The sequence below is a fragment of the Sphingomonas trueperi genome (assembly GCF_040545665.1).
Classification (GTDB): domain Bacteria; phylum Pseudomonadota; class Alphaproteobacteria; order Sphingomonadales; family Sphingomonadaceae; genus Sphingomonas; species Sphingomonas trueperi_B.
In genome coordinates, this window is sequence record NZ_JBEPMH010000008.1 from 13,752 (window position 1) to 32,840 (window position 19,089).

Below are 19,089 nucleotides of genomic sequence, written 5' to 3' on the forward strand. Positions count from 1 at the left end.
CGGCTCAGCGCTGCTCGCCGAGCCCCGTCGCCGCCCAATATATGCCGCCCAGCAGATGCTGGAGATAGCGGTCGTCGCGGTACATCTCCGCCTCGTGGCCGAGCAGGGTGACGAACACCCGCCCTTTCTCGTAGCGGTGGAACCAGGCCTCGGGATGGTCCTTGCCCATCCGGTGCCCAACCTGCCCCGGCCAGATGCGGGTGGGATCGTAGCTCGCCTCGTCGACGCCGAGCACGCGGTGGATCGCGATGTCGAATGGGTTGCTGGTGACGTAGAACTCGTCGCTCCACAGCCAATGGTCCGGCAGCCCGAACGCCGCCGGAAAGCCCTTGTCGAGCACGTTCACGACGGCGGTCTGGATCATCGGGTGGTTGATGAAGGTCCGTCCGACCAGCTTCTCATACCAAGGCCAAACCCCCGTCGGTAGGATCGCCGCGCGATGCACCACCACCGCATTGCCGCCGCCCTGCAGATAGTGCTCCAGCCCGACGCGCTGGGTGGGGGAGAAGTCGTCGGCAGGCGTGTTGAGCAGCAGGATCGCCGCATAGCGCGCGAGGTCGCCGTCGAGCGGCGCGCCGTCCTTGTGCCAGTCGACGGCAAAGGCGTGGAGACGGCCGAGCTTTTCGAGGCTCTCGCGCGCGACGGGGATATACTCGTAATGATATTTGCTGGGCGCTGCGATCACCAGCAGCGTAAACTGCGGATCGGCCCGGCCCACCGCCGGCAGCAGCAGCGCAGCAAGCGCCAGCAGGGCCCGCAGCAGGCGGTTCATCGTGCGGATCGCTCCGCGCTCAGCCGCGACATCAGGAGCGCCGCGCGCTTGGCCTGGCGGCGGATGCTGGCGAGGTCCACCGTCTCGCCGGGTGCATGGTCGCCGGTGCTGTAGGCGCCCAGCCCCGCCAGGCTGTCGACATCGGCCGCGACGAAGGAGATGTCCCCTGCCCCGCGCTTAAGCGGATCGAGCGCCGGCATCTCCGGCAGCCCAAGGTCGCGATTGACGGAGTTGAGCGCGGCGAGCAGCGCGCGGTTGCCCTCGGTCGGCGCCATCGCCGGATAGCCCTCGCCGAAGCTGATCGTGGCATCGGTGCCCGGCGCATGCGTGGCGACGATCGCTTCCATCTTGGCCTTCACCCGCGCGGTCTGCTCGGGGCTTAGCGTGCGGAAGTCGCCGGTGGCGATCGCGGTGGCGGGGATGATGTTGGTCTTGCCCGCCGCGGTCGCATTGCCGCTTTCGTCGATCGTGGCGCGGGCGCCGCCGGCGATCACCCCCGTGTTGAAGGTGAGATTGGGTTCGGGCAGTTCCTTGCGGAACGCAGCGAGGATGCGCGACAGTTCGTTGATCGCCCCGTCGCCGAAGTCAGCGCCGAAGATCAGCGAGCTGTGCCCGGTCTTGCCGGTGGCGGTGATCCGCCAGTCGATTGCCGAGCGCCGCGCGATCGAGCCCATGTCGCGCCCGCCGTCGATCACTAGCCCCTCGAAATCGAGCGCGACATCGGCGCGCTTGCCGGCGGCAATCAGGTCGGCGCGGGCGATGCTGTGCGGGCTGCCCGACTTTTCCTCGTCGCCGGTCAGGACGATCTCGATATTGGCGGCCCGGAGCGTGCCCGCTGCCTGCATCGCCCGCAGCGCCGCCAGCATCACCACCATGCCGCCCTTGTCGTCCCCTGCCCCGGGCCCTTCCGCCCGATCGCCCTTGCGAACGAATTTCTGGAAGAGCGAGTCGGGCTCGAAGACCGTATCGAGATGCCCGATCAGCAGCAGGCGCTTGGTCCCCGGCTTGCCACGATGGACCGCGATGAGGTGACCGGCACGCTCGACCGCGTTCATCGGCTTCCAACTGACCGCGAAGCCCAGCGGCGCCAGCTCGGCCCGCATCATCTCCCCAACCTTGGCGACGCCGGCGAGGTTGAGGGTGCCGCTGTTCTGGTTGACCAGGGTTTCCAGCAGCGCGACCGAGCGATCATATTCGGCATCGACGGTGCGCGTCATTGCCGTTTCCGCAGTCGAGAGACGCTGGGCGGCGGCGGGCAGGATTGCGGCCGTGGTCAGCAGAAGCGCAGCGGCAACACGCGAGAAGCAAGACAGATCGGTCACGGGAACCCCTTTCCTGAGGGGTTCTTCAACCACGCCCGCATGGGTCGGGCAAGGCGATCCGTTCGATTTAGGAAAGCTGCCGGGCCAGATCCGCCAGCAGGATGCGTGCGACGGGCTGGTCGCCGTCGTCCTCGATGTCGAGGCTACCGCGAACCGGGGTGGGGCCCTTGCGGTGCCGAAGCAAGGCGCGGGCGAGGCTGTGACCGGCGATCAATGCCTGGCGCAGATCGGGCAGTTCGCGACGTTCAGGGACGTGGGGGTGGTGATCCGGCGTGCACAGGCGGAAGCGATAGGCGGGCATGCGGGGATAATGCGTGTGCCTTCAACAAGTTGCTGACGGTTGATGTATATTATTGTTGCGTGCGGGCCGCGGTGGCTTCGAGCGCGATGTCGCTCCTAGCTGCAGGACGGGTATCGCCAGTCCCTTTTCTCTCTAGCTCTTTCAAAAGAAGAGAACTCACCTGGGGTTAGAGGGTTTCTTGAATTGTTACGGAGTTAAGCGTCCCGCTCGCTGGCGCGAATCGCGGAGGTTCCACGATTCGCGTCGGCGCCCGTGTTCCCATTGTGTCGAGGATCGGTTCCCGAAAGATCGATAAGGCCGTTCCCGAAAGGTCGACAGATGGTTCCGGAAGGGTCGAAGGGCGTTCCTGAAGGGTCGAGGCCTTGCGCGAAATGCGGGAATTTCGGCGCATTTGTGGAAGCCGGGCCGCGAAGTTGAATCAGTTGTGGGAACTCGGGGTGTAAAGAGGTTCAAACCGGCATGCCGAACGGGACCATTGTTGTTGAACCGCCCTATGCGCCCGACACTTCGGGAACGGCCCGCAACCTCCCGCCCGTCACCGTAGCTGATGCTTGTTGCGCGCATGCCATTGGCGCGCAAAGCCGAGAAACGCGTTCTGATAGTTGGCGGGCGTCCGCGCCGGATCGGCTTCCACCCATTCGCGGAACTGGCGGTGCAGGTCCTGATAGTCCCAGCCGGGGCATTCGCGCCGTACCTGCTCCAGCGTCGCATCGGTGAGCATGCCGCTGGTGCCGCGCGTGGCCAGGCTGGTCACCGTCCGCCGCAGCAGCGCGCGTGCCTCGGCGCCGAGCGGCGGCGTCTCCTCGGCGACCGGCTGCTTCGCCGGGCGGGGGGCCGGGCGCGGGTCCGGCGCGGAGGGATCGGCAGGGGCGAGCGGTGGCGCGGATCGCATCTCGCCCTCGCCACGCCGCCGCATCCGCAGGCTCGGCTCGCGCTTGCCTGCCGGCGTCTCGAGCGAGAGCGTGTATCCCGGCAGCTCGTCGCGCTCGACGATCTTGGCGATCTCGAACTTGAAGCGGCGATACTGGCCCTCGGCGCCCGATTTCTCGAACAGCGTCGGCATCGAGATCGCGAAACCCGCCTCCCCTGCCCCGCCGGCATGCTTGCGCGCGACCTTGTAGAGCCAGCGCTCGCGGCCGCCGGTCAGATCGAAATAGGCGCGGTCGATCGACAGCACGCCGCCGGTCATCAGCACGCCTTCGTAGAACCAGCTCGACAGTTCGATCGTCATGCCGCGCGAGCGTTCGGTGCGTTCGTCGACCAGCTGGGTCCAGCCGTCGAGCCAGCTGAACGTTGCCTCGCGGCGGTTCTCGGCGCGGATGTTGGTCTTGATCGTGGTCGCCACCAGCCGGTCGAGCGACTGGCCGAGCAGCTCATAGGCGCGCCCCGTGGTCGGGCGGCCGATCGCGCGGAGCAGGTCATAGGGCATCAGATGGAGCTTGCGTGGGATGTCGTTGCGACCGCGCCGCGCCATGTCGGCAAGCACGCTGGCGCAGTAGATCAGGATGTCGGCATCCCAGATCGTCGCCATGCCGTAGTCGGGGTTGGCCGAGACATGGACCCACAGCTTGCCGTCCGGACTCTTGTAGTCGATCGGCTTCATCCGCTTGGTCTTGGCCAGGCTGAAGAAGGGTCGCTCCATCATCTCGCGCTGATCGCGCAGCGGCATGTCCGCGAGATAGGGGAGGAACAAGTCGAACTGTTCGGGGATCGACTGGCGATCGGCCTGGGTCATGAAGCCTCTGGGAGCAGGGTAGGGGAGGGGCGTTTCCCCGGGGAAACGGAAGGCGATTCCGGAATCGCGAACGGGCGCGGACGCCAGGCGGCGTGAAGCGGGGAGGGTGTTTCCCCGGGGAAACGGCCGCCGGGTCCGGCGCCGTCGTTTCCCCGGGGAAACGCGCTCATGGCTGCAACCCGCGGCCTTCGCGCTCGAGCTGGTCGAGCGCGTCGCGGAAGGCGTTGACGAGATGGTCGCGGCTGGCGCCCGACCCGGCATGGAGGCGCACAGTCACGCCTTGGCGGTTCACCGACAGCACGCTTAGCGCGGTGCGTCCGCTGGGCATCGCCCAAGCGTAGAGTTCGTCGGGCGCCTGCGGACCAGACGGTGCCGAGAGCAACCGGCGCAGCACATCGGCGGCGGCGATCGGCGCATGTCCGCTCGCGCGGCGGTCGCCCTGCTCGCGGGAAAGCGCCTTTGCCTCCGCAAGGATCGCCTTGGCCGCGGCCTTGTCATCCAGCGCCTGGGCGAGCGGATAGGCGGGTTTGAGCAGCACGTCGGCCGGGGAGGCGAAGGCGGCGATCACGGCGTCGGGGATGCCCGCCACCTTGACCATCTTCGACAGCCAGCCCTTGGAGAGCTTGAGCCGCTCGGCCATGCGGGTGAGGTGGTTGCCGTAATGCGCCTTGAGCGCCTCGGCATAGTTGCGCGCGCGCTCGAGGTCGGACACGTCCTTGCGCGCGCGGTTCTCGAGATCGGCAAGGCGGAAGGCGGCCTCGTCGTCCAGCTGGGCGACCTGGGCCACGAACTGCATGTCCGGATAGCTGTGCGCGCGCAGCCACGAGATCGCGAAGTGCCGCCGCGTGCCGGCGATCACCTCATAGTCATGCTCGGGATCGCCCTCGATCCGCCGCACCACGGCAGGGACCTTCTGGCCGTTCTCGGCGACGATCGAATCGATCAGCTCGCGGACATTCTCCTCGTTGAGATCGGCATAGACGCGCGCATTGCCCGGCCAGATCCGCACGCGCGCGGGATCGAGCAGCAACTGGGTGACCTGGCGCACCTCGCCCGACGCGACCCGCGCCAGCGCGGACTCGCGCCCGAGCAGCGTGGTGCCGCGCGTGCGGGCGAGCCGGGGCGGCAGCTCGGGCTCGGCTGCCGGGGAGGGGAGGGGGGCAGGGGCCGAGGGCGCGGGGGGCGCCGTTTCCGCGGCGGCTTCCTCGGCGAGCAGATCGGCGAGATAGTCTTTCTGGGTACGTGCCACGGTTCAGCCCTTCTGCCCGGTTGCAGCGGTGCGCTCAGGCCGCTTCATTGACGACATCCTCTTCGCTGGCGGGGGTGACCCGGCCCCAGTTGCGGCGGACCAGCGCCTCGACCTGGCCGAGCGCCTCGTCGAGATTGGCCTTGCAGCGCTTGTGGGTGCGCGCGGTGCCGATCGGGCGATCCAGCTCGTAGATCGTCATCATCCGCATCGCCGCATGGCTGATCTCGGCGGATTCGAGGATCGGCACCGGCAGCAGCGCCGGCCCGAAGGCCTGTTCCATGATCTGGCGGACCATTGCATGGCTGGGATCGTTGCCGTCGAACTTCGAGCAGATCAGCCGGACAAAATCATAACGGACGTCGATGCCCGCCTCGGTCAGCTGGTGGAGCACCTGGTCCATCATCGAGAGGAACTGGACGGTGGAGCAGAAGTCCGGGGTGGTCGCCGCCAGCGGCACCAGCAGCGCGTTCGCCGCCTGCATCACCGCCAGGCTGATCGTGCCGAGCGCCGGCGGGGGATCGAGGATCACCACGTCATAGTCGCGGGCGAGATCGTTCAAGCCCGCCTTGAGCTTGCGGAAGCGCGTCGCGAGGATCGAGCCGCCATCGGCACCAGCCGCGGCGAGCTCATACTCGACGTCGAACAGCTCGAGATTGGACGGGATCAGGTCGACGTTTGGCCACGGCGTTTTCTTGACTGCGTAGAGCAGGTCGGCTTGGGTCGGGTCGATCGAGAGATAGGGGTAGAGCGTCTCTTCGCGGGTGATGTTGAAATGCGGGTTGAAGCCGAACAGCGTGGTGGTGGTCGCTTGGCTGTCGCAATCGACCACGAGCACGCGGTAGCCTTCCACCGCGAAATAATGGGCGAGATGGGTGGTGACCGTCGACTTGCCGACGCCGCCCTTGAAGTTCTGCACCGCGATGATCGCCGGCACGTCGAGCGGCGCGCGGGCAGGGGAGGCGCCGAGCACCTGCCGCATGTTGAGCAGCTCCTCGACGGTATAGCCCGGCCGGCGTCCGTTCTCGCTCGGCGGGGGCGGGGGGAGGCGGCCATCGTCCTCCGCCATCCGAATGCGGTTGGTGGAGCAGCCCAGCAGCTGTGCTGCCTCGGCAATGCCGAAACGGACATGGAGTCCCTTGCGGCTTTCCGGTAGAAAGGCCTTGCGGCGCAATCGTTCGATCATGCGTTCGCCGGCATCGGCAAGCTCGCTGATCCGCTCAATGTCTGAATGCATTCCTGCCTCGCCCCGCGCGGTTGAATGAGAGTTATAAGAGATATCTCATATTTCGTTCAAACCGACAAGCTTGGCACCAGAACGGCGCAACTATAGGGTCACGCGATTGTTATCGCCTGGTATGAAGACTATATTCGGACCGATAATGGTCTGAAATCATACGAATAAGGGTCGGAGACCGAGATGCGCTACACCGAACAGGTCAAGCCTGTCAGCTACTTGAAAGCCAATGCTGCCGACGTGTTGCGCGGGCTGGCGGAAGGCGGGGCGCCGTTGGTGATCACCCAGAATGGCGAGGCGCGCGCCGTGCTGCAGGACGTGGCAAGCTATCAGGCGACGCAGGAAACGCTGGCGATGCTCAAGCTGATGGCGCTGGGCACCCGGGATGTGGAAGCAGGCCGCTTCACGCCTGCGCGCGATGCCATCGCCCGCCTGCGCAAGGGCAAGGCCGACAGCGCCGCATGAGCGGACGCTATACGGTCTACCTCACCGATGGCGCGGAAACCGATCTGGCGGAGATCCATGGCTGGATCGCCGCCAACCGTTCGCCCGAACAGGCTGAGGCGTTTCTCGATGCGATGTTGGCGAAGGTGGACAGCCTCGAAGCCTTCCCCGATCGCGGCAGCGTGCCGGTCGAACTCGATGCGCTGGGCATCCGCGAGTTCCGGCAGCTCGTGGCGCCGCCCTATCGACTGATCTACCGCGTGATCGTCGACCACGTGTTCGTGTTCCTGATCGCCGACGGGCGCCGTGACTTCCAGGCGCTGCTGGAGCGCCGCCTGCTCTCGGCCTGAGCCGCGCTCAGCCGTGCGACCAGCCGAACTGGCCCGCGGCGATCGCGGCCTGGGTGCGGTTGCGGACGTTGAGCTTGCGCATCACTGCGGTCATGTGGACCTTCACCGTCGCCTCGGCCATGCCGAGTTCATAGGCAATCTGCTTGTTGAGCAGCCCCGAATGGACGCAGCGCAGCACCTGCATCTGCGTGGGCGTGAGGCGCGGGGGTGCCAAAGGCTCGGCGCCGATGCGTTCAACCTGCTGTGCTTGAGTCGCGGCTTGCATGCCCATCCTCCCAACCGATCCGTTTTACGAGGCCAGGCCTCCAGATTCGTTAACGTTAACGTAGGCGAACTTGTAGGACAGGTTCAAGTGGAAATTTGCGCGAGAGCACGCAATCGATCGTTTCGGCTGGCAATTTCGCCCGGCTATGCGTAGAACCTGTCCGATAAGTTACCGCTGACATCCAGCGGCCCATGGGGAGGGGCATGGCAGCAGCAGCAGCCCGGCGCGCGGAGCGGTGAACCAGCCGCGACTATCCGATCACGCCTATGCGGCGATCGTCGAACTCATCAAGGCGGAGGATCTCGAGGTCGGCGCACGGCTGCCCTCTGAGGCGCGGCTGGCCGAGATGTGCGGCGTCTCGCGCGCGATCGTCCGCGAGGCGCTGGTGCGGCTCGGCTCGGACGGGATCACCGAGGTGCGGCGCGGCGCCGGCTCGTTCGTGAAGGGGCGGCCGTCGGAGCGGCTGGCGGCGTTCATGCCGCTGGCCGAATTGCCCGCCACGCTGGGCAGCTACGAGGTCCGCTTCGTGCTGGAGACCGAAGCCGCGCGGCTCGCGGCCGTCCGGCGCACCGCCGATCAGATGGCGGTGCTGGACGCTGCGCTCGACGCGCTGCGCACCGCGCTCCTGTCCAGCGCGCCCGCCCATGTCGAGGACCGCGAACTCCACCGCGCGATCGCGGATGCGACCGGCAATCTCGCCTTCCAGCAGGCGTTCGACGCGCTCTGGCCGGACGTGGAGAAGGTGATGCAGGCGGGCGTCGACATCTCGCGGTCGCGCTCGGCCGACGTGATCGCGGTGATGCTCCACGAACATGAGGTGATCGTCGATTCGATCCGCGCCCAGGATCCCGAGCGCGCCGCGCTGGCGATGCGCTGGCACCTGGGGGAGGGGCGCAGGCGGCTCATGCCCTGAGCGCGGGCTGCTCCAGATAGGCGAGGACGCGGTCGCGCAGCACCGCAGGCGGCAGATTCGCGGGCAGGATCAGCACGCCTTCGTCGGGCTGGGGGCGCTCCAGCGTCGCCAGCTGGCTGTCGAGCAGGCTCGTCGGCATGAAATGCCCCGGCCGCGACGACATGCGGGTGAGGAGCTGCGCGCGGTCCGCTTCCAGCAGCACGAACTGCACCGCACCGGGGATCTCGGCGCGCAGCCGGTCGCGATAGGCCCGCCGCAGCGCCGAGCAGGCGGCGACCGCAACCCCGCAGGTGTCGATCGATGCCGCCGCCGCCGCGGCGATCCGATCGAGCCAGGGCCAGCGATCGGCATCGGTCAGCGGGGTGCCGTCGCGCATCTTCACCACCGCTTCGGCCGAGTGAAAGGCGTCGCCCTCCAGGAACACGCAGCCCCGCGCCTCGGCGAGCAGTGCACCGAGCGTCGACTTGCCGGAGCCGCTGACCCCCATCACGATCACGGCCGCAGCGGCAGGCGATCGGGCAGGCAGGTCGGACATGGGCAGGCTCCGGAAAGAAGGCAGCCTCGCTTGTGAAAGGCTGCAGCGATGCTGAAAACTACGACCTTGGTCGCAGATGCCGCTCGCCCTTCAACGGGTTAGCCCATGCAATCAAGAACTAAGCTGAGAATGGGGATGGATATGCGCTGCTTTCTGGCCGGTCTGCTCGTCGCGACCTCGCTCACCGCGCCGGCGGTGGCGCAACATACCTCGGTGTTCCCCACCGCCCCGGACGAACCGCGCGCGGTGACGGTGAAGGCGCGCGGCAACGGCAAGGCCGATGATACGGCGGCGATCCAGAAGGCGCTCGACGAGGCGCGCGACGCCAGCCGCCACGGCATCGTCTTCCTGCCCTCGGGCCGCTACCGGATCAGCCGCACGCTGGTCGTGCCCGCCGGGGTGCGCGTCTACGGCGTGGGACGCACGCGGCCGACCATCCTGCTCGGCGCGAGCACGCCGGGGTTCCAGCAGGGCGTCTCGACGATGATCGTGTTCGGTGGCGACGACCAATATGCGGTCGGCAAGGTGCCGGTGCCGGTCCCCAACGTCGTGCCGCGCGACAAGATCGTCCGCGATGCCAATTCGGGGACCTTCTATTCGTCGATGAGCAATGTCGACATCGAGATCGCGGAAGGGAATCCCGGCGCGGCGGGCGTGCGCTTCCGCATGGCGCAGCACGCGTTCCTCAGCCACATGGAGTTTCGCCTCGGCAGCGCCTTTGCCGGGGTCTACCAGGCCGGCAACGTGATTGAGAAGGTGGCGTTCAAGGGCGGGCGCTACGGCATCGTCACCGAAAAGACCTCGCCCGCCTGGCAGTTCACGCTGATCGATTCGCAGTTCGACGGCCAGCGCGAGGCGGCGATCCGCGAGCATGAGGTGGACCTGACGCTGGTCAACGTCGCGATCCGCGACACGCCGGTGGGGATCGAGATCGATCGCGGCTATTCGGATTCGCTCTACGGCAAGGACGTGCGGTTCGAGCGCGTCTCCAGGGCGGGCGTGGTGATCTCCAACGAGGACAGCGCCTTCACCCAGATCGGCTTCGACAATGCGGTGGCGATCGACAGCCCGGTCTTCGCCCGCTTCCGCGACAGCGGCAAGACGGTGGCGGGGAAGGGCAGGGCGTACCGCGTCGGCGCCTTCTCCTATGGCCTCAAGGTGCCCAAGCTCGGCGAGATGGGGAAGACCGACCTGCAGGCGGAAATCCAGCCGCTGGCGAGCGTGCCGGCGCGCCGGGAACTTGCGGTCCGCGCGCTGCCGCCGATGTCTGAATGGGTCAATGTCCGCAAGCTGGGGGTGAAGGGCGACGGCACCACCGACGACACCACCGCGCTGCAAAAGGCGATCGACGGCAACCGCGTGCTGTATCTGCCGATCGGCTTCTACAAGGTGACCGACCGGCTGAAGCTGCGCCCCGACAGCGTGCTGATCGGGCTGCATCCGGCCACCACGCAGCTCTACATCCCCGACGACAATCCCGCGCATCGCGGGCTCGGCACCGTCATCCCGATCCTGGAAACGCCGCAGGGCGGCGACAACATCCTCTCGGGCCTGGGCCTGTTCACCGGGCGGGTCAATCCGCGCGCCTCGGCGGTGCTGTGGCGCTCGGGGGCGAACAGCCTGATGCAGGACGTCAAGATCATGGGCGGGGGCGGCACCCCCACCGCCGACGGCAAGCCGCTCGGCAGCCTGCAGGGCCGCACCGGCGATCCCGTCGCCGAAGGCCGATGGGACGCGCAATATCCGAGCATCTGGGTGACCGACAATGGCGGCGGCACCTTCACCGATGTTTGGAGCCCCAACACCTTCGCCCAGGCCGGCTTCTACGTCACCAACACCAGCACGCCGGGCCATGTCTACGAGATGTCGGTCGAGCATCATGTCCGCAACGAGTTCGTGCTCGATAACGTGGCCAACTGGGAATTTCTCGCGCCGCAGACCGAGCAGGAGGTGGGCGACGGGCCCGATGCGGTCTCCCTGGAGATCCGCAACTCGCGCAACCTGCTGTTCGCCAACTATCACGGCTATCGCGTCACCCGCAGCTACCATCCGGCGAAGAGCGCGGTGAAGCTGTTCAATTCCTCGGATATCCGCTTCCGCAACGTCCATGTGAACGCCGAGAGCGGCTTCGCGGCGTGCGACGACGAGGGCTGCGGCACCTTCCTGCGCGTCAGCAAATATCCGTTCGACAATGCGATCGAGGACGTGACTGGAAAGAAACTGGTCCGCGAGCGCGAGTTCGCCCGGCTCGATGTGGGCGCGACCGAGCGACAGGTGGCGGAGAAGCCGCTGACGGGCAAGGTCGAGAAGCTGGAGGACGGCTTCTACTCGATCTCGGGCGCGACCGTAGATGGGCAAGGCCGGCTCTACTTCATCGATCGCCGCTTCCAGCGAATCCAGCGCTGGACCGAGGCCAAGGGGCTGGAGATCCTCCGCGACCATGCGCTCGATCCGGTAAACCTCGCGGTGGATGCCTCGGGGCATCTGCTGGTGCTGTCGTCGCTGGGGCCTAAGGGTGCGGTCTATTCGATCGATCCGGACGGCCCGCGCGACCAGCTCACCCGCATCGAGCCGACGCCGATCGCCGCGGGGCCGAGCGCGAAGACGCTGCTGCCGGTCAACTGGTGGGCGAACGGCGAATTCCGCGACCAGCTGAACCAGCAGACCTACCAGTTCACCACCATGGCCGAGCTGTTCGCCAAGGAGGCGATGGAGCCCAAGACCCAGGCCTATGTCTCGCCCGATGGCAGCGTCGCGCTGCCCGCCTTCCGGGTGTGGCAGCAGGGACCGATCGACCATGTCGGCTGGCGCTGGTCGCACGCGCTCAACGCCAACGGCCTGATCGGCGGCAAGCAGGGTGAGCGGCTGTTCGTCACCAACGGATCGGAGAATATCACCTATACCGGCACCGTGGGGCCGGCGGGCACCCTCACCAACCTCAAACCCTTCGCCAATCGCGGCGGCGAGAGCGTCGCGGTGGCCCCGGACGGGCGCGTCTATGTCGCGAACGGGCAGGTGTTCGTCTACGGCGCCGACGGCAAGGAAGTCGGACGGATCGACGTGCCCGAGCGGCCGCTGCAGATCCTGTTCGGCGGGGCGGACAAGCGCACGCTGTTCATCCTCACCCACCACGCGCTGTACGCCACCCGGCCCTGAGCGGCCGGCCCGCGGCGTCTACCACCTATGTCGTAGATGCCTGCGGGCCCCGGCAGGTCTAGCGTTGAAACAGTATCGCCACGGGTCGGATAACGCCCGGAAAACATTGGAGGGGTTCGTCGCATGAAAGCCATTCTCACGTCGCAGCTGCGCCTTGGCGGCGCGAGCCTGATCGCGCTCGCGGCCATGGGATGGGCGAGTGCGGCGCATGCCCAGACCAGCACGACCGAGCCGGTACCCGCAGCCGAACTGCCGCAGGCGGACACCGCCGCGCAGACGGACCAGAACGACCAGATCGTCGTCACCGGTTCGCGCATCATCGCCAGCGGCTTCACCGCGCCCACGCCTACCACGGTAATCGGTGCCGAGCAGATCGCCGCCAATGCGCAGCCCAACCTGTTCAACACCATCGCCCAGCTGCCTTCGCTCCAGGGCTCGACGGGTGCGGCGACCGGCACCTTCAGCACCTCGAGCGGCACCCAGGGGCTCAGCTCCTTCTCGCTGCGCGGCCTGCAGCCGATCCGCACGCTGACCCTGCTCGACGGCCAGCGCGTCGCCGCCGCGAACGTCAGCGGCGTGCCGGACATCAGCCTGTTCCCGCAGCTGCTGGTCCAGCGCGTCGACGTGGTCAATGGCGGCGCCTCGGCGACCTATGGCTCGGATGCGGTCGGCGGCGTGGTCAACTTCATCACCAACACCCGCTTCACCGGCTTCAAGGCCAATGTGCAGGGCGGCATCACCACGTACGGCGACAACAAGCAGATCCTCGCGCAGGGTGCCTGGGGCGGCTCGTTCGCGGGTGACAAGCTGCACCTGATCGTCAGCGGCGAATATGCCCATGACGGCGGCGTCGGCCCCGGCGACTTCGGCACCGATCTCGCCCGCAGCCGCGACTGGTACAAGGCGACGACGCTGCTCAACACCGGCGTCACCACCGGCGGATCGCCGCAGTTCGTCTACAGCGATTATGCCCAGCCCTATCAATATGCGCGCTACGGCCTGATCAACAACGGCCCGCTCCAGGGCATCGCGTTCGACGTCAACGGCAACCCGTACAATTTCCAATATGGCTCGAACGGCCAGCCGCTCGGCAATGGCCGGGTGAGCAACTGCTATCCGGGCAACAGTTTCTGCGTCGGCGGCGACCTCACCGGCGCGCCGGGTTCGGGCGCGTCGCTGGTCTCCAAGCTGCAGCGCGTCGTCGGCTATACGCGGATCGGCTATGATTTCGCGCCGGGCAACGAATTCTACGGCACGCTCAACATCGGCCAGGTCAAGACCAACAACCAGCCGAGCCCGGGCTATAACCGCCCGAACCTGACCGTGCAGTGTTCCAACCCCTATCTGCCGCAGCTGGTGCGCGATCGCTGCGCGACGGCAGGGATCACCTCGTTCAACTTCGGCACCAGCAACGGTGCCTTCCCCGATCCCCAGGTCTATACCGATCGTCGCCAGTATCGCGGCGTGCTCGGCGCCAAGGGCAAGTTCTCGGCGGCCGGAGGCGAGTGGAACTATGACGCCTATTACGAGCATGGCGTCACCATCGCGGACATCAACGTCCAGGACATCGTGCTGCAGAACCGCTATGTCGCCGCGACCAACGCGATTGCGCTCAACGGCGCGATCGTCTGCGCCGATCCGGTGGCGCGCGCGGCGGGCTGCCAGCCGATCAATATCTTCGGCGGTTTCGCGCCCTCGGCCTCGGCGCTGGCCTATGTCACCCCGGCCAACGGCCCGTTCCAGCACACCAAGCTGACCCAGGACGTGGTGAGCGCCAATATCTCGGGCAATCTGTTCGACCTCTGGGCAGGCCCGCTCAGCCTGGCGATCGGCGGCGAATATCGCCGCGAATTCTACCGGGTGAACGCCGATCCCTACGGCGCCGGCGCGACCAGCCCGAACAGCGCCGCCTATCCCGTGGACCCGCTGCTCAACCAGACGCTGGGCAGCAATTGGGCGGCGGGCAACTACAAGAACGGCGGCGGCAAGTACAATGTCTACGAGTTCTCGGCGGAAACCAACCTGCCGCTGCTCGACAGCGAGAGACTCGGCCGCGCCAACCTGAACGCCGCCGCGCGCTACACTCATTACAGCACCTCGGGCTCGGTCTGGGCGTGGAAGGTCGGCGGCACCTGGTCGACCCCGATCGACGGCATCCGCCTGCGCGCGGTCACCTCCCGCGACGTGCGCGCGCCGAACCTCTCCGAGCTGTTCGCCGCCCCTACCGTCACCACGCTGCCCAACTTCAACGATCCGTTCCGCAACGTCGCGGTGCAGGCGTTCCAGAACACGGTGGGCAACCCCAACCTCAAGCCCGAAATCGCGCGCAACACCGAAGTCGGCATCACGCTGGCCAACCCGACCTGGCTGCCGGGCCTCAGCCTGTCGTTCGACTATTACACGATCAAGCTGAGCGGGGTCGTGTCGACGCTGTCGCCCGACCAGATCGTCCGCTTCTGCTTCGAGGGCAACCAGACCTTCTGCGGCGGCTTCGTGCTCAACAGCCCGGTCCAGGGCGGCAATTTCATCAACGTCCAGCCGTTCAACCTGGCGAGCTGGAAGACCAGCGGCTTCGACATCGAGGCGAGCTATCGCTGGCAGCGCCCGCTGGGCCTGCCGGGCAACTTCACCGTCCGCGCGCTGGGCACGCATGTGCAGGAGTTCCTCGTCCGCGCCGGCATCGCCGGGGTGGCGACGGTGGACAATGCCGGCGCCAACAACGGCGCGACGCCCGACTGGAAGTGGCTGGCGATCCAGACCTACGACACCGACAAGTTCAGCCTGCTGGTGCAGGAGCGCTGGTTCTCCGACGGCAATTTCGGCAACCAGTATGTCGAATGCCAGAGCGGCTGCCCGGTCTCGACCGGCAACAACCCGACGATCAGCCGCAACTTCATGCCTGGCGCCTTCTATGTGGACGTCGGCGGCTCCTACAAGGTCACCCGCGGGCTGGAGGGCTATTTCAAGGTCGACAATCTGTTCAACGTCGATCCCGTCCCCGCGCCGCAGACCAATACCGGTCTCGACGTGAACCCGGCGCTCTACGACACGATCGGCCGCACCTATCGCATCGGCGTGCGCCTGAACTTCTGATCCTTTCGTCCCCCCGACGATCTCCTGGTCCCGGTCGCAAGACCGGGACCTTTGTTTTGTGCGGAAACCCCGGCGGTGGTGGGCGTTGACGGCGGGTGCGCAACGCTGCGCCCCGAGCAACGGAGACGAAGCATGACCGAAGCCACCCAGGAAGCCGCCAAGACCGTGTCGAACGGCAAGACCGCTCTCACCGACGACATCCGCGCCCATTTCTCGGGCGATGCTCCCATCACCGAAAAGGCCAAGAGCTTCGCCAAGGCACGTCCCTGGACCAGCGCCGCGTTCCTCGGCATCGCCGCGCTGGCGGTGCTGAACGGCGTACGCGGCGTTCGCCCGTAACCCAATGCCGGATGGCGGCGAATGTGCCGCCATCCGGGGCTTGCACGCATCGCGCCGTGCGGAAATACGCGTACTGGCAATCCGCCGGCGCAGGGGTTATATACCGCTCGTTATGAAAACCGCTGCCTGTACCGTAGCCAAGGGTCGCCCCCGTGAGTTCGACGTCGAAGAGGCGTTGACGGCGGCGCTCCGCATCTTCTGGACCAAGGGCTATGAAGGTGCCTCGCTGACCGACCTGACCGAGGCGATGGGCATCACCCGCCCCAGCCTCTACGCGGCATTCGGCAACAAGGAATCCTTGTTCTGCAAGGCGCTGGAGCTCTACGAGCGCGAGAAGATGTGCTATATCGGCCGAGCGCTGGAAGCGCCGACCGCGCGCGGCGTGGCGGAAGCGCTGCTGCGGGGCGCACTGGAGCGGCAGCGTGACACCAGCGATCCCAAGGGCTGCATGGGCGTGATCAATTCGGTGGCGTGCGGTGCCGAGGCCGAGTCGATCCGCGAGGAAGTGCTCAAGCGCGGCGAGGCGGCCAAACGGGCGATCGTCGAGCGGTTCGAGCGCGCCAAGGCCGAAGACGATCTTCCGCCGCACGCCGATCCGGAGGGGCTGACCTCCTATCTCATCGCGCTGATCCAGGGCATCGCGCTGCAGGGCGGGGCGGGCACCAGCTGCGCCGATCTCGAGCGGCTCGTCCAGACCAGCCTGTCGATGTGGCCGGCGCGCTGAGGCCGGACCTTCGCTAGCGCGGCCCGCGCTCAGTCATTGGGAACGGTCAGCACGATCCCGGTCTTGTCTTCCTGCTTCGAGACCATCACCGACACCTGCTTGCCGTCCTTCTCGCCGGTGATCATCGCCGCGTCCGCCATCAGCATAGACTGGGGCAGCTTCCATCCCTGCTTGGCGAGCGCGGCCTTATAGAAATCGCCAACCTTGGCGACCGGATCCTGGGTCGCGAGCGTCACCATCTTGGTCTTGCGGCCGCCCGACTCGGTTTCCATCACCCCGTCGACGGTCGCGCCCGGATAGACCGGCGCATAGGCGGGCATCGCCACCGCGGCCGCGGCGGCACCCTGGGTCGTCTTGATGCTGCCGTTCGCCGTGGTGATCGAGGACGTTCCGGCGCTCTCGTCGGTCTTGTAGGTGGTGCCGGCGATCGTCGTGGACTTTTCCTTGGATCCGCAAGCGGCGAGCAGAACGGCGGCAACGAGAACGGCACGGCGCATCGGGCAAGTCTCCTGGGTACGACGATGCAGACGTTTGGAACGCCTGGGCAATGGCCGTGTAGCCGCCGTCCCAAGGGATGGCAAACCGAGCGGTAGCCGCGGCGGCAGCGGTTTGAAAAGAAAACGTTTCGCACCCGCAAAACGGACTTGCGAAGAAAAATACCGGCCGGTATAAAAAGCCTGTTGACGCACCGCAGCGCGACTTATATACCGACTGGTATAGAAAGTGATCCGCCGCCCCCACGGGGTTGCGGGGCAGACGGAGACGCGGACATGCGCCAGCTTGCACGCAAGAAACGGGGTGAGCCCTAGGCTCTATCCACTCATACCCACGTAGTAACGGGCGCTGCCTCACGGCAGATGGACGGGGTGCACTATCGCTGCGATCCATGGCGCACGACCAGAAGAATTCAACCCGGCACCCGGAGCGGCAAGAGGCGCTTTTCGGGAGGGCGGAGCCTTGCTCCCCGCCGGCGCAACCGAGGGAGAATGACATGGCATATCTCGATCTCACCGACATGGCTGGCAACGCCGCCGTGCTCCCCGCCTTCCTCGCCACCCCGCGCGAGGAAACCAAGCTGAGCGCGCTCGAATGGCAGGTCGTCGCGATCGCCCAGCGCGATCGCATGTCCTCGCTGGAGGCGCCGAGCCGCCTCTCGATCGCGTTCGGCGTCATCTTCGGCGGCGAGCGGGGCAATCCGCGGCTGGCCGATCCCAAGCTCGAGGCGCTGCGCCGCATCGCCGTCCTCTCGTGGCACCGCGGCTTCCGCGTGCCCCAGTCCGAAATCCAGCGCTTCCACGAAGCCGGCTACACGCCCGGTCAGCTGGAGACGCTGCTCACCAGCATCAGCCGTGGTCGCGCGGCGATGAATCAGGGGAACCATCATGAACATGCACGCGCCCATTGAGGGCGAAGCGGTGGCAGAACGCCGCCCCAAGCGTCTGCGCACCTGGCAGAAGGCGGCCTTGGTCGTCGTGCCGGTGGGCGTGGTCGCCGCCGGCTTCAGCCTGAGCGGGCGCAATGCGCCTGCCGTGGCTGCGCCGGCCGCACCCGTCGTCACCGTCGCGACGCCGCTGTCGCGCGAAGTCAACGAGTGGGACGAATATGTCGGCCGCTTCGAGGCTAGCCGCACCGTCGAGGTGCGGCCGCGCGTCTCGGGCGCCGTCACCGCGATCCACTTCAAGGACGGCATGGTGGTGCAGCAGGGTCAGCTCCTCTTCACCATCGATCCGCGCCCGTTCGCCGCCGCCCTGGCCGAGGCCAAGGCCGGCGTAGCGAGCGCGCAGAGCGATCTGGCACTCGCCCGCTCCGACCTCGACCGCGCCCAGCGGCTGGTCAGCGTCGAGGCCGTGTCGAAGAGCGATGTCGAACGTCTCCAGGCCCGCGTCCGCGCGGCCACTGCCGCTGTCGCCGCGGCGGAGGCCCGGGTCCGTGCTCGCGCGCTCGACGTCGAGTTCACCCAGGTGCGTGCGCCGATTTCGGGCCGCATCTCCGATCGCAAGGTCGATCCCGGCAATTTGGTAGCCGCCGGGGAAGGGCAGGGGGGTACGCTCCTCACCACGATCAACGCGCTGGATCCGATCTACTTCACCTTCGACGGTTCGGAGGCCCTGTTCCTCAAGGCCAAGCGCGCCGCGGGCTCGTCCGCCAGCCCGGTCGAGATCCGGTTGCAGGACGAGGGCGATTATCGCTGGAAGGGCCAGATCGACTTCACCGACAACGGGCTCGATCCCAAGTCCGGCACGATCCGCGGTCGCGCGGTGCTGTCGAACAAGGACATGTTCCTGACGCCGGGCATGTTCGGCAACATGCGCCTCGCCGCGGGCGGCAAGGCGCAGGCGCTGCTGGTGCCCGACGCCGCGATCCAGACCGACCAGGCGCGCAAGCTGGTGCTCACCGTCGGCGCCGACGGCACCGTGGTGCCCAAGCCGGTGGTGCTCGGCCCGGTGGTCGACGGCCTCCGCATCGTCCGTTCGGGCCTCGCGCCCCGGGACAAGGTGGTGATCGCCGGCACCCAGTTCGCCCAGCCCGGCGGCAAGGTGCAGCCCAAGGCCGGCACCATCGCGCCGGCGGCCGCGACCGACGCGTCCGTCGTCCCCGCTCCGGTCACGGGCCAGGCGACCTTCGCCCGCTGACCGAACTGCCGCCGGGCACACCCC

The 19,089-nt window shown here is 67.2% G+C and carries 18 protein-coding genes; 9 read left to right on the top strand and 9 right to left on the bottom strand.

The window, feature by feature from the left end; genetic code table 11:
* Window positions 1-4 precede the first annotated feature (4 nt).
* From ABIC65_RS20450 to ABIC65_RS20475, 6 genes are all read right to left on the bottom strand, one after another.
* On the bottom strand, window positions 5-772 hold the full coding sequence (locus ABIC65_RS20450; protein WP_354311216.1) for a ThuA domain-containing protein: 768 nt from the start codon (window positions 770-772) through the stop codon (window positions 5-7).
* The gene (locus ABIC65_RS20455) at window positions 769-1,989 is read right to left on the bottom strand and encodes a M20/M25/M40 family metallo-hydrolase (protein WP_436286757.1); all 1,221 of its coding nucleotides are present in this window, start codon (window positions 1,987-1,989) and stop codon (window positions 769-771) included. Before ABIC65_RS20455 ends, ABIC65_RS20450 begins: the two co-directional genes overlap by 4 nt.
* A gap of 172 nt (window positions 1,990-2,161) precedes the next feature.
* The gene (locus ABIC65_RS20460; RefSeq protein WP_354311217.1) at window positions 2,162-2,395 is read right to left on the bottom strand and encodes a DUF6894 family protein; all 234 of its coding nucleotides are present in this window, start codon (window positions 2,393-2,395) and stop codon (window positions 2,162-2,164) included.
* A gap of 535 nt (window positions 2,396-2,930) precedes the next feature.
* Window positions 2,931-4,130, bottom strand: coding sequence for a replication initiator protein A (locus ABIC65_RS20465; protein ID WP_354311219.1), 1,200 nt, complete (start codon window positions 4,128-4,130; stop codon window positions 2,931-2,933).
* A gap of 166 nt (window positions 4,131-4,296) precedes the next feature.
* Window positions 4,297-5,379 (bottom strand): ParB/RepB/Spo0J family partition protein, encoded by a 1,083-nt coding sequence (locus ABIC65_RS20470; RefSeq protein ID WP_354311220.1) that lies wholly within the window; start codon window positions 5,377-5,379, stop codon window positions 4,297-4,299.
* 34 nt (window positions 5,380-5,413) lie between these two features.
* Window positions 5,414-6,613 (bottom strand): AAA family ATPase, encoded by a 1,200-nt coding sequence (locus ABIC65_RS20475; RefSeq protein ID WP_354311221.1) that lies wholly within the window; start codon window positions 6,611-6,613, stop codon window positions 5,414-5,416.
* Between the two features lie 183 nt (window positions 6,614-6,796).
* Here ABIC65_RS20475 and ABIC65_RS20480 point away from each other — a divergent pair, with 183 nt between their 5' ends.
* Together ABIC65_RS20480 and ABIC65_RS20485 are read left to right on the top strand one after the other, a co-directional pair.
* Entirely contained in the window at window positions 6,797-7,078 is a 282-nt protein-coding gene (locus ABIC65_RS20480) for a type II toxin-antitoxin system Phd/YefM family antitoxin (protein ID WP_354311222.1), read from the top strand.
* Window positions 7,075-7,407, top strand: a complete 333-nt coding sequence (locus ABIC65_RS20485; RefSeq protein ID WP_354311223.1) for a type II toxin-antitoxin system RelE/ParE family toxin — start codon at window positions 7,075-7,077, stop codon at window positions 7,405-7,407. The genes ABIC65_RS20480 and ABIC65_RS20485 overlap by 4 nt, the downstream gene beginning before the upstream one ends.
* Window positions 7,408-7,414: 7 nt before the next feature.
* Here the strand turns inward: ABIC65_RS20485 and ABIC65_RS20490 are convergent, their stop codons facing one another.
* Window positions 7,415-7,672: a helix-turn-helix domain-containing protein gene (locus tag ABIC65_RS20490; RefSeq protein ID WP_354311224.1), complete on the bottom strand. Its 258-nt coding sequence runs from the start codon at window positions 7,670-7,672 to the stop codon at window positions 7,415-7,417.
* A gap of 235 nt (window positions 7,673-7,907) precedes the next feature.
* Between ABIC65_RS20490 and ABIC65_RS20495 the strand changes: the two genes are divergently transcribed.
* The gene (locus ABIC65_RS20495; RefSeq protein WP_354311226.1) at window positions 7,908-8,585 is read left to right on the top strand and encodes a FadR/GntR family transcriptional regulator; all 678 of its coding nucleotides are present in this window, start codon (window positions 7,908-7,910) and stop codon (window positions 8,583-8,585) included.
* Here ABIC65_RS20495 and ABIC65_RS20500 read toward each other — a convergent pair.
* Window positions 8,575-9,120 carry a gluconokinase gene (locus ABIC65_RS20500; protein ID WP_354311227.1) on the bottom strand — a complete coding sequence of 182 codons (546 nt, stop codon included), beginning with the start codon at window positions 9,118-9,120 and terminating at the stop codon, window positions 8,575-8,577. The two genes, ABIC65_RS20495 and ABIC65_RS20500, sit on opposite strands and share 11 nt — an antisense overlap.
* 135 nt (window positions 9,121-9,255) lie before the next feature.
* Here ABIC65_RS20500 and ABIC65_RS20505 point away from each other — a divergent pair, with 135 nt between their 5' ends.
* From ABIC65_RS20505 to ABIC65_RS20520, 4 genes are all read left to right on the top strand, one after another.
* Complete coding sequence (locus ABIC65_RS20505) at window positions 9,256-12,276, top strand: glycosyl hydrolase family 28-related protein (protein WP_354311384.1); 3,021 nt, start codon at window positions 9,256-9,258, stop codon at window positions 12,274-12,276.
* Window positions 12,277-12,399: 123 nt separating this feature from the next.
* The gene (locus ABIC65_RS20510) at window positions 12,400-15,369 is read left to right on the top strand and encodes a TonB-dependent receptor plug domain-containing protein (protein WP_354311229.1); all 2,970 of its coding nucleotides are present in this window, start codon (window positions 12,400-12,402) and stop codon (window positions 15,367-15,369) included.
* Between the two features lie 132 nt (window positions 15,370-15,501).
* Window positions 15,502-15,708 (top strand): hypothetical protein, encoded by a 207-nt coding sequence (locus ABIC65_RS20515; RefSeq protein ID WP_354311230.1) that lies wholly within the window; start codon window positions 15,502-15,504, stop codon window positions 15,706-15,708.
* A 112-nt stretch (window positions 15,709-15,820) separates the two neighbouring features.
* Window positions 15,821-16,432, top strand: coding sequence for a TetR/AcrR family transcriptional regulator (locus tag ABIC65_RS20520; RefSeq protein WP_354311231.1), 612 nt, complete (start codon window positions 15,821-15,823; stop codon window positions 16,430-16,432).
* Between the two features lie 29 nt (window positions 16,433-16,461).
* Here the strand turns inward: ABIC65_RS20520 and ABIC65_RS20525 are convergent, their stop codons facing one another.
* Window positions 16,462-16,929 carry a hypothetical protein gene (locus tag ABIC65_RS20525; protein WP_354311232.1) on the bottom strand — a complete coding sequence of 156 codons (468 nt, stop codon included), beginning with the start codon at window positions 16,927-16,929 and terminating at the stop codon, window positions 16,462-16,464.
* 494 nt (window positions 16,930-17,423) lie between these two features.
* Here ABIC65_RS20525 and ABIC65_RS20530 point away from each other — a divergent pair, with 494 nt between their 5' ends.
* Window positions 17,424-17,837: a hypothetical protein gene (locus ABIC65_RS20530; RefSeq protein ID WP_354311233.1), complete on the top strand. Its 414-nt coding sequence runs from the start codon at window positions 17,424-17,426 to the stop codon at window positions 17,835-17,837.
* Window positions 17,815-19,065 (top strand): efflux RND transporter periplasmic adaptor subunit, encoded by a 1,251-nt coding sequence (locus tag ABIC65_RS20535; RefSeq protein WP_354311234.1) that lies wholly within the window; start codon window positions 17,815-17,817, stop codon window positions 19,063-19,065. Before ABIC65_RS20530 ends, ABIC65_RS20535 begins: the two co-directional genes overlap by 23 nt.
* Window positions 19,066-19,089 lie beyond the last annotated feature (24 nt).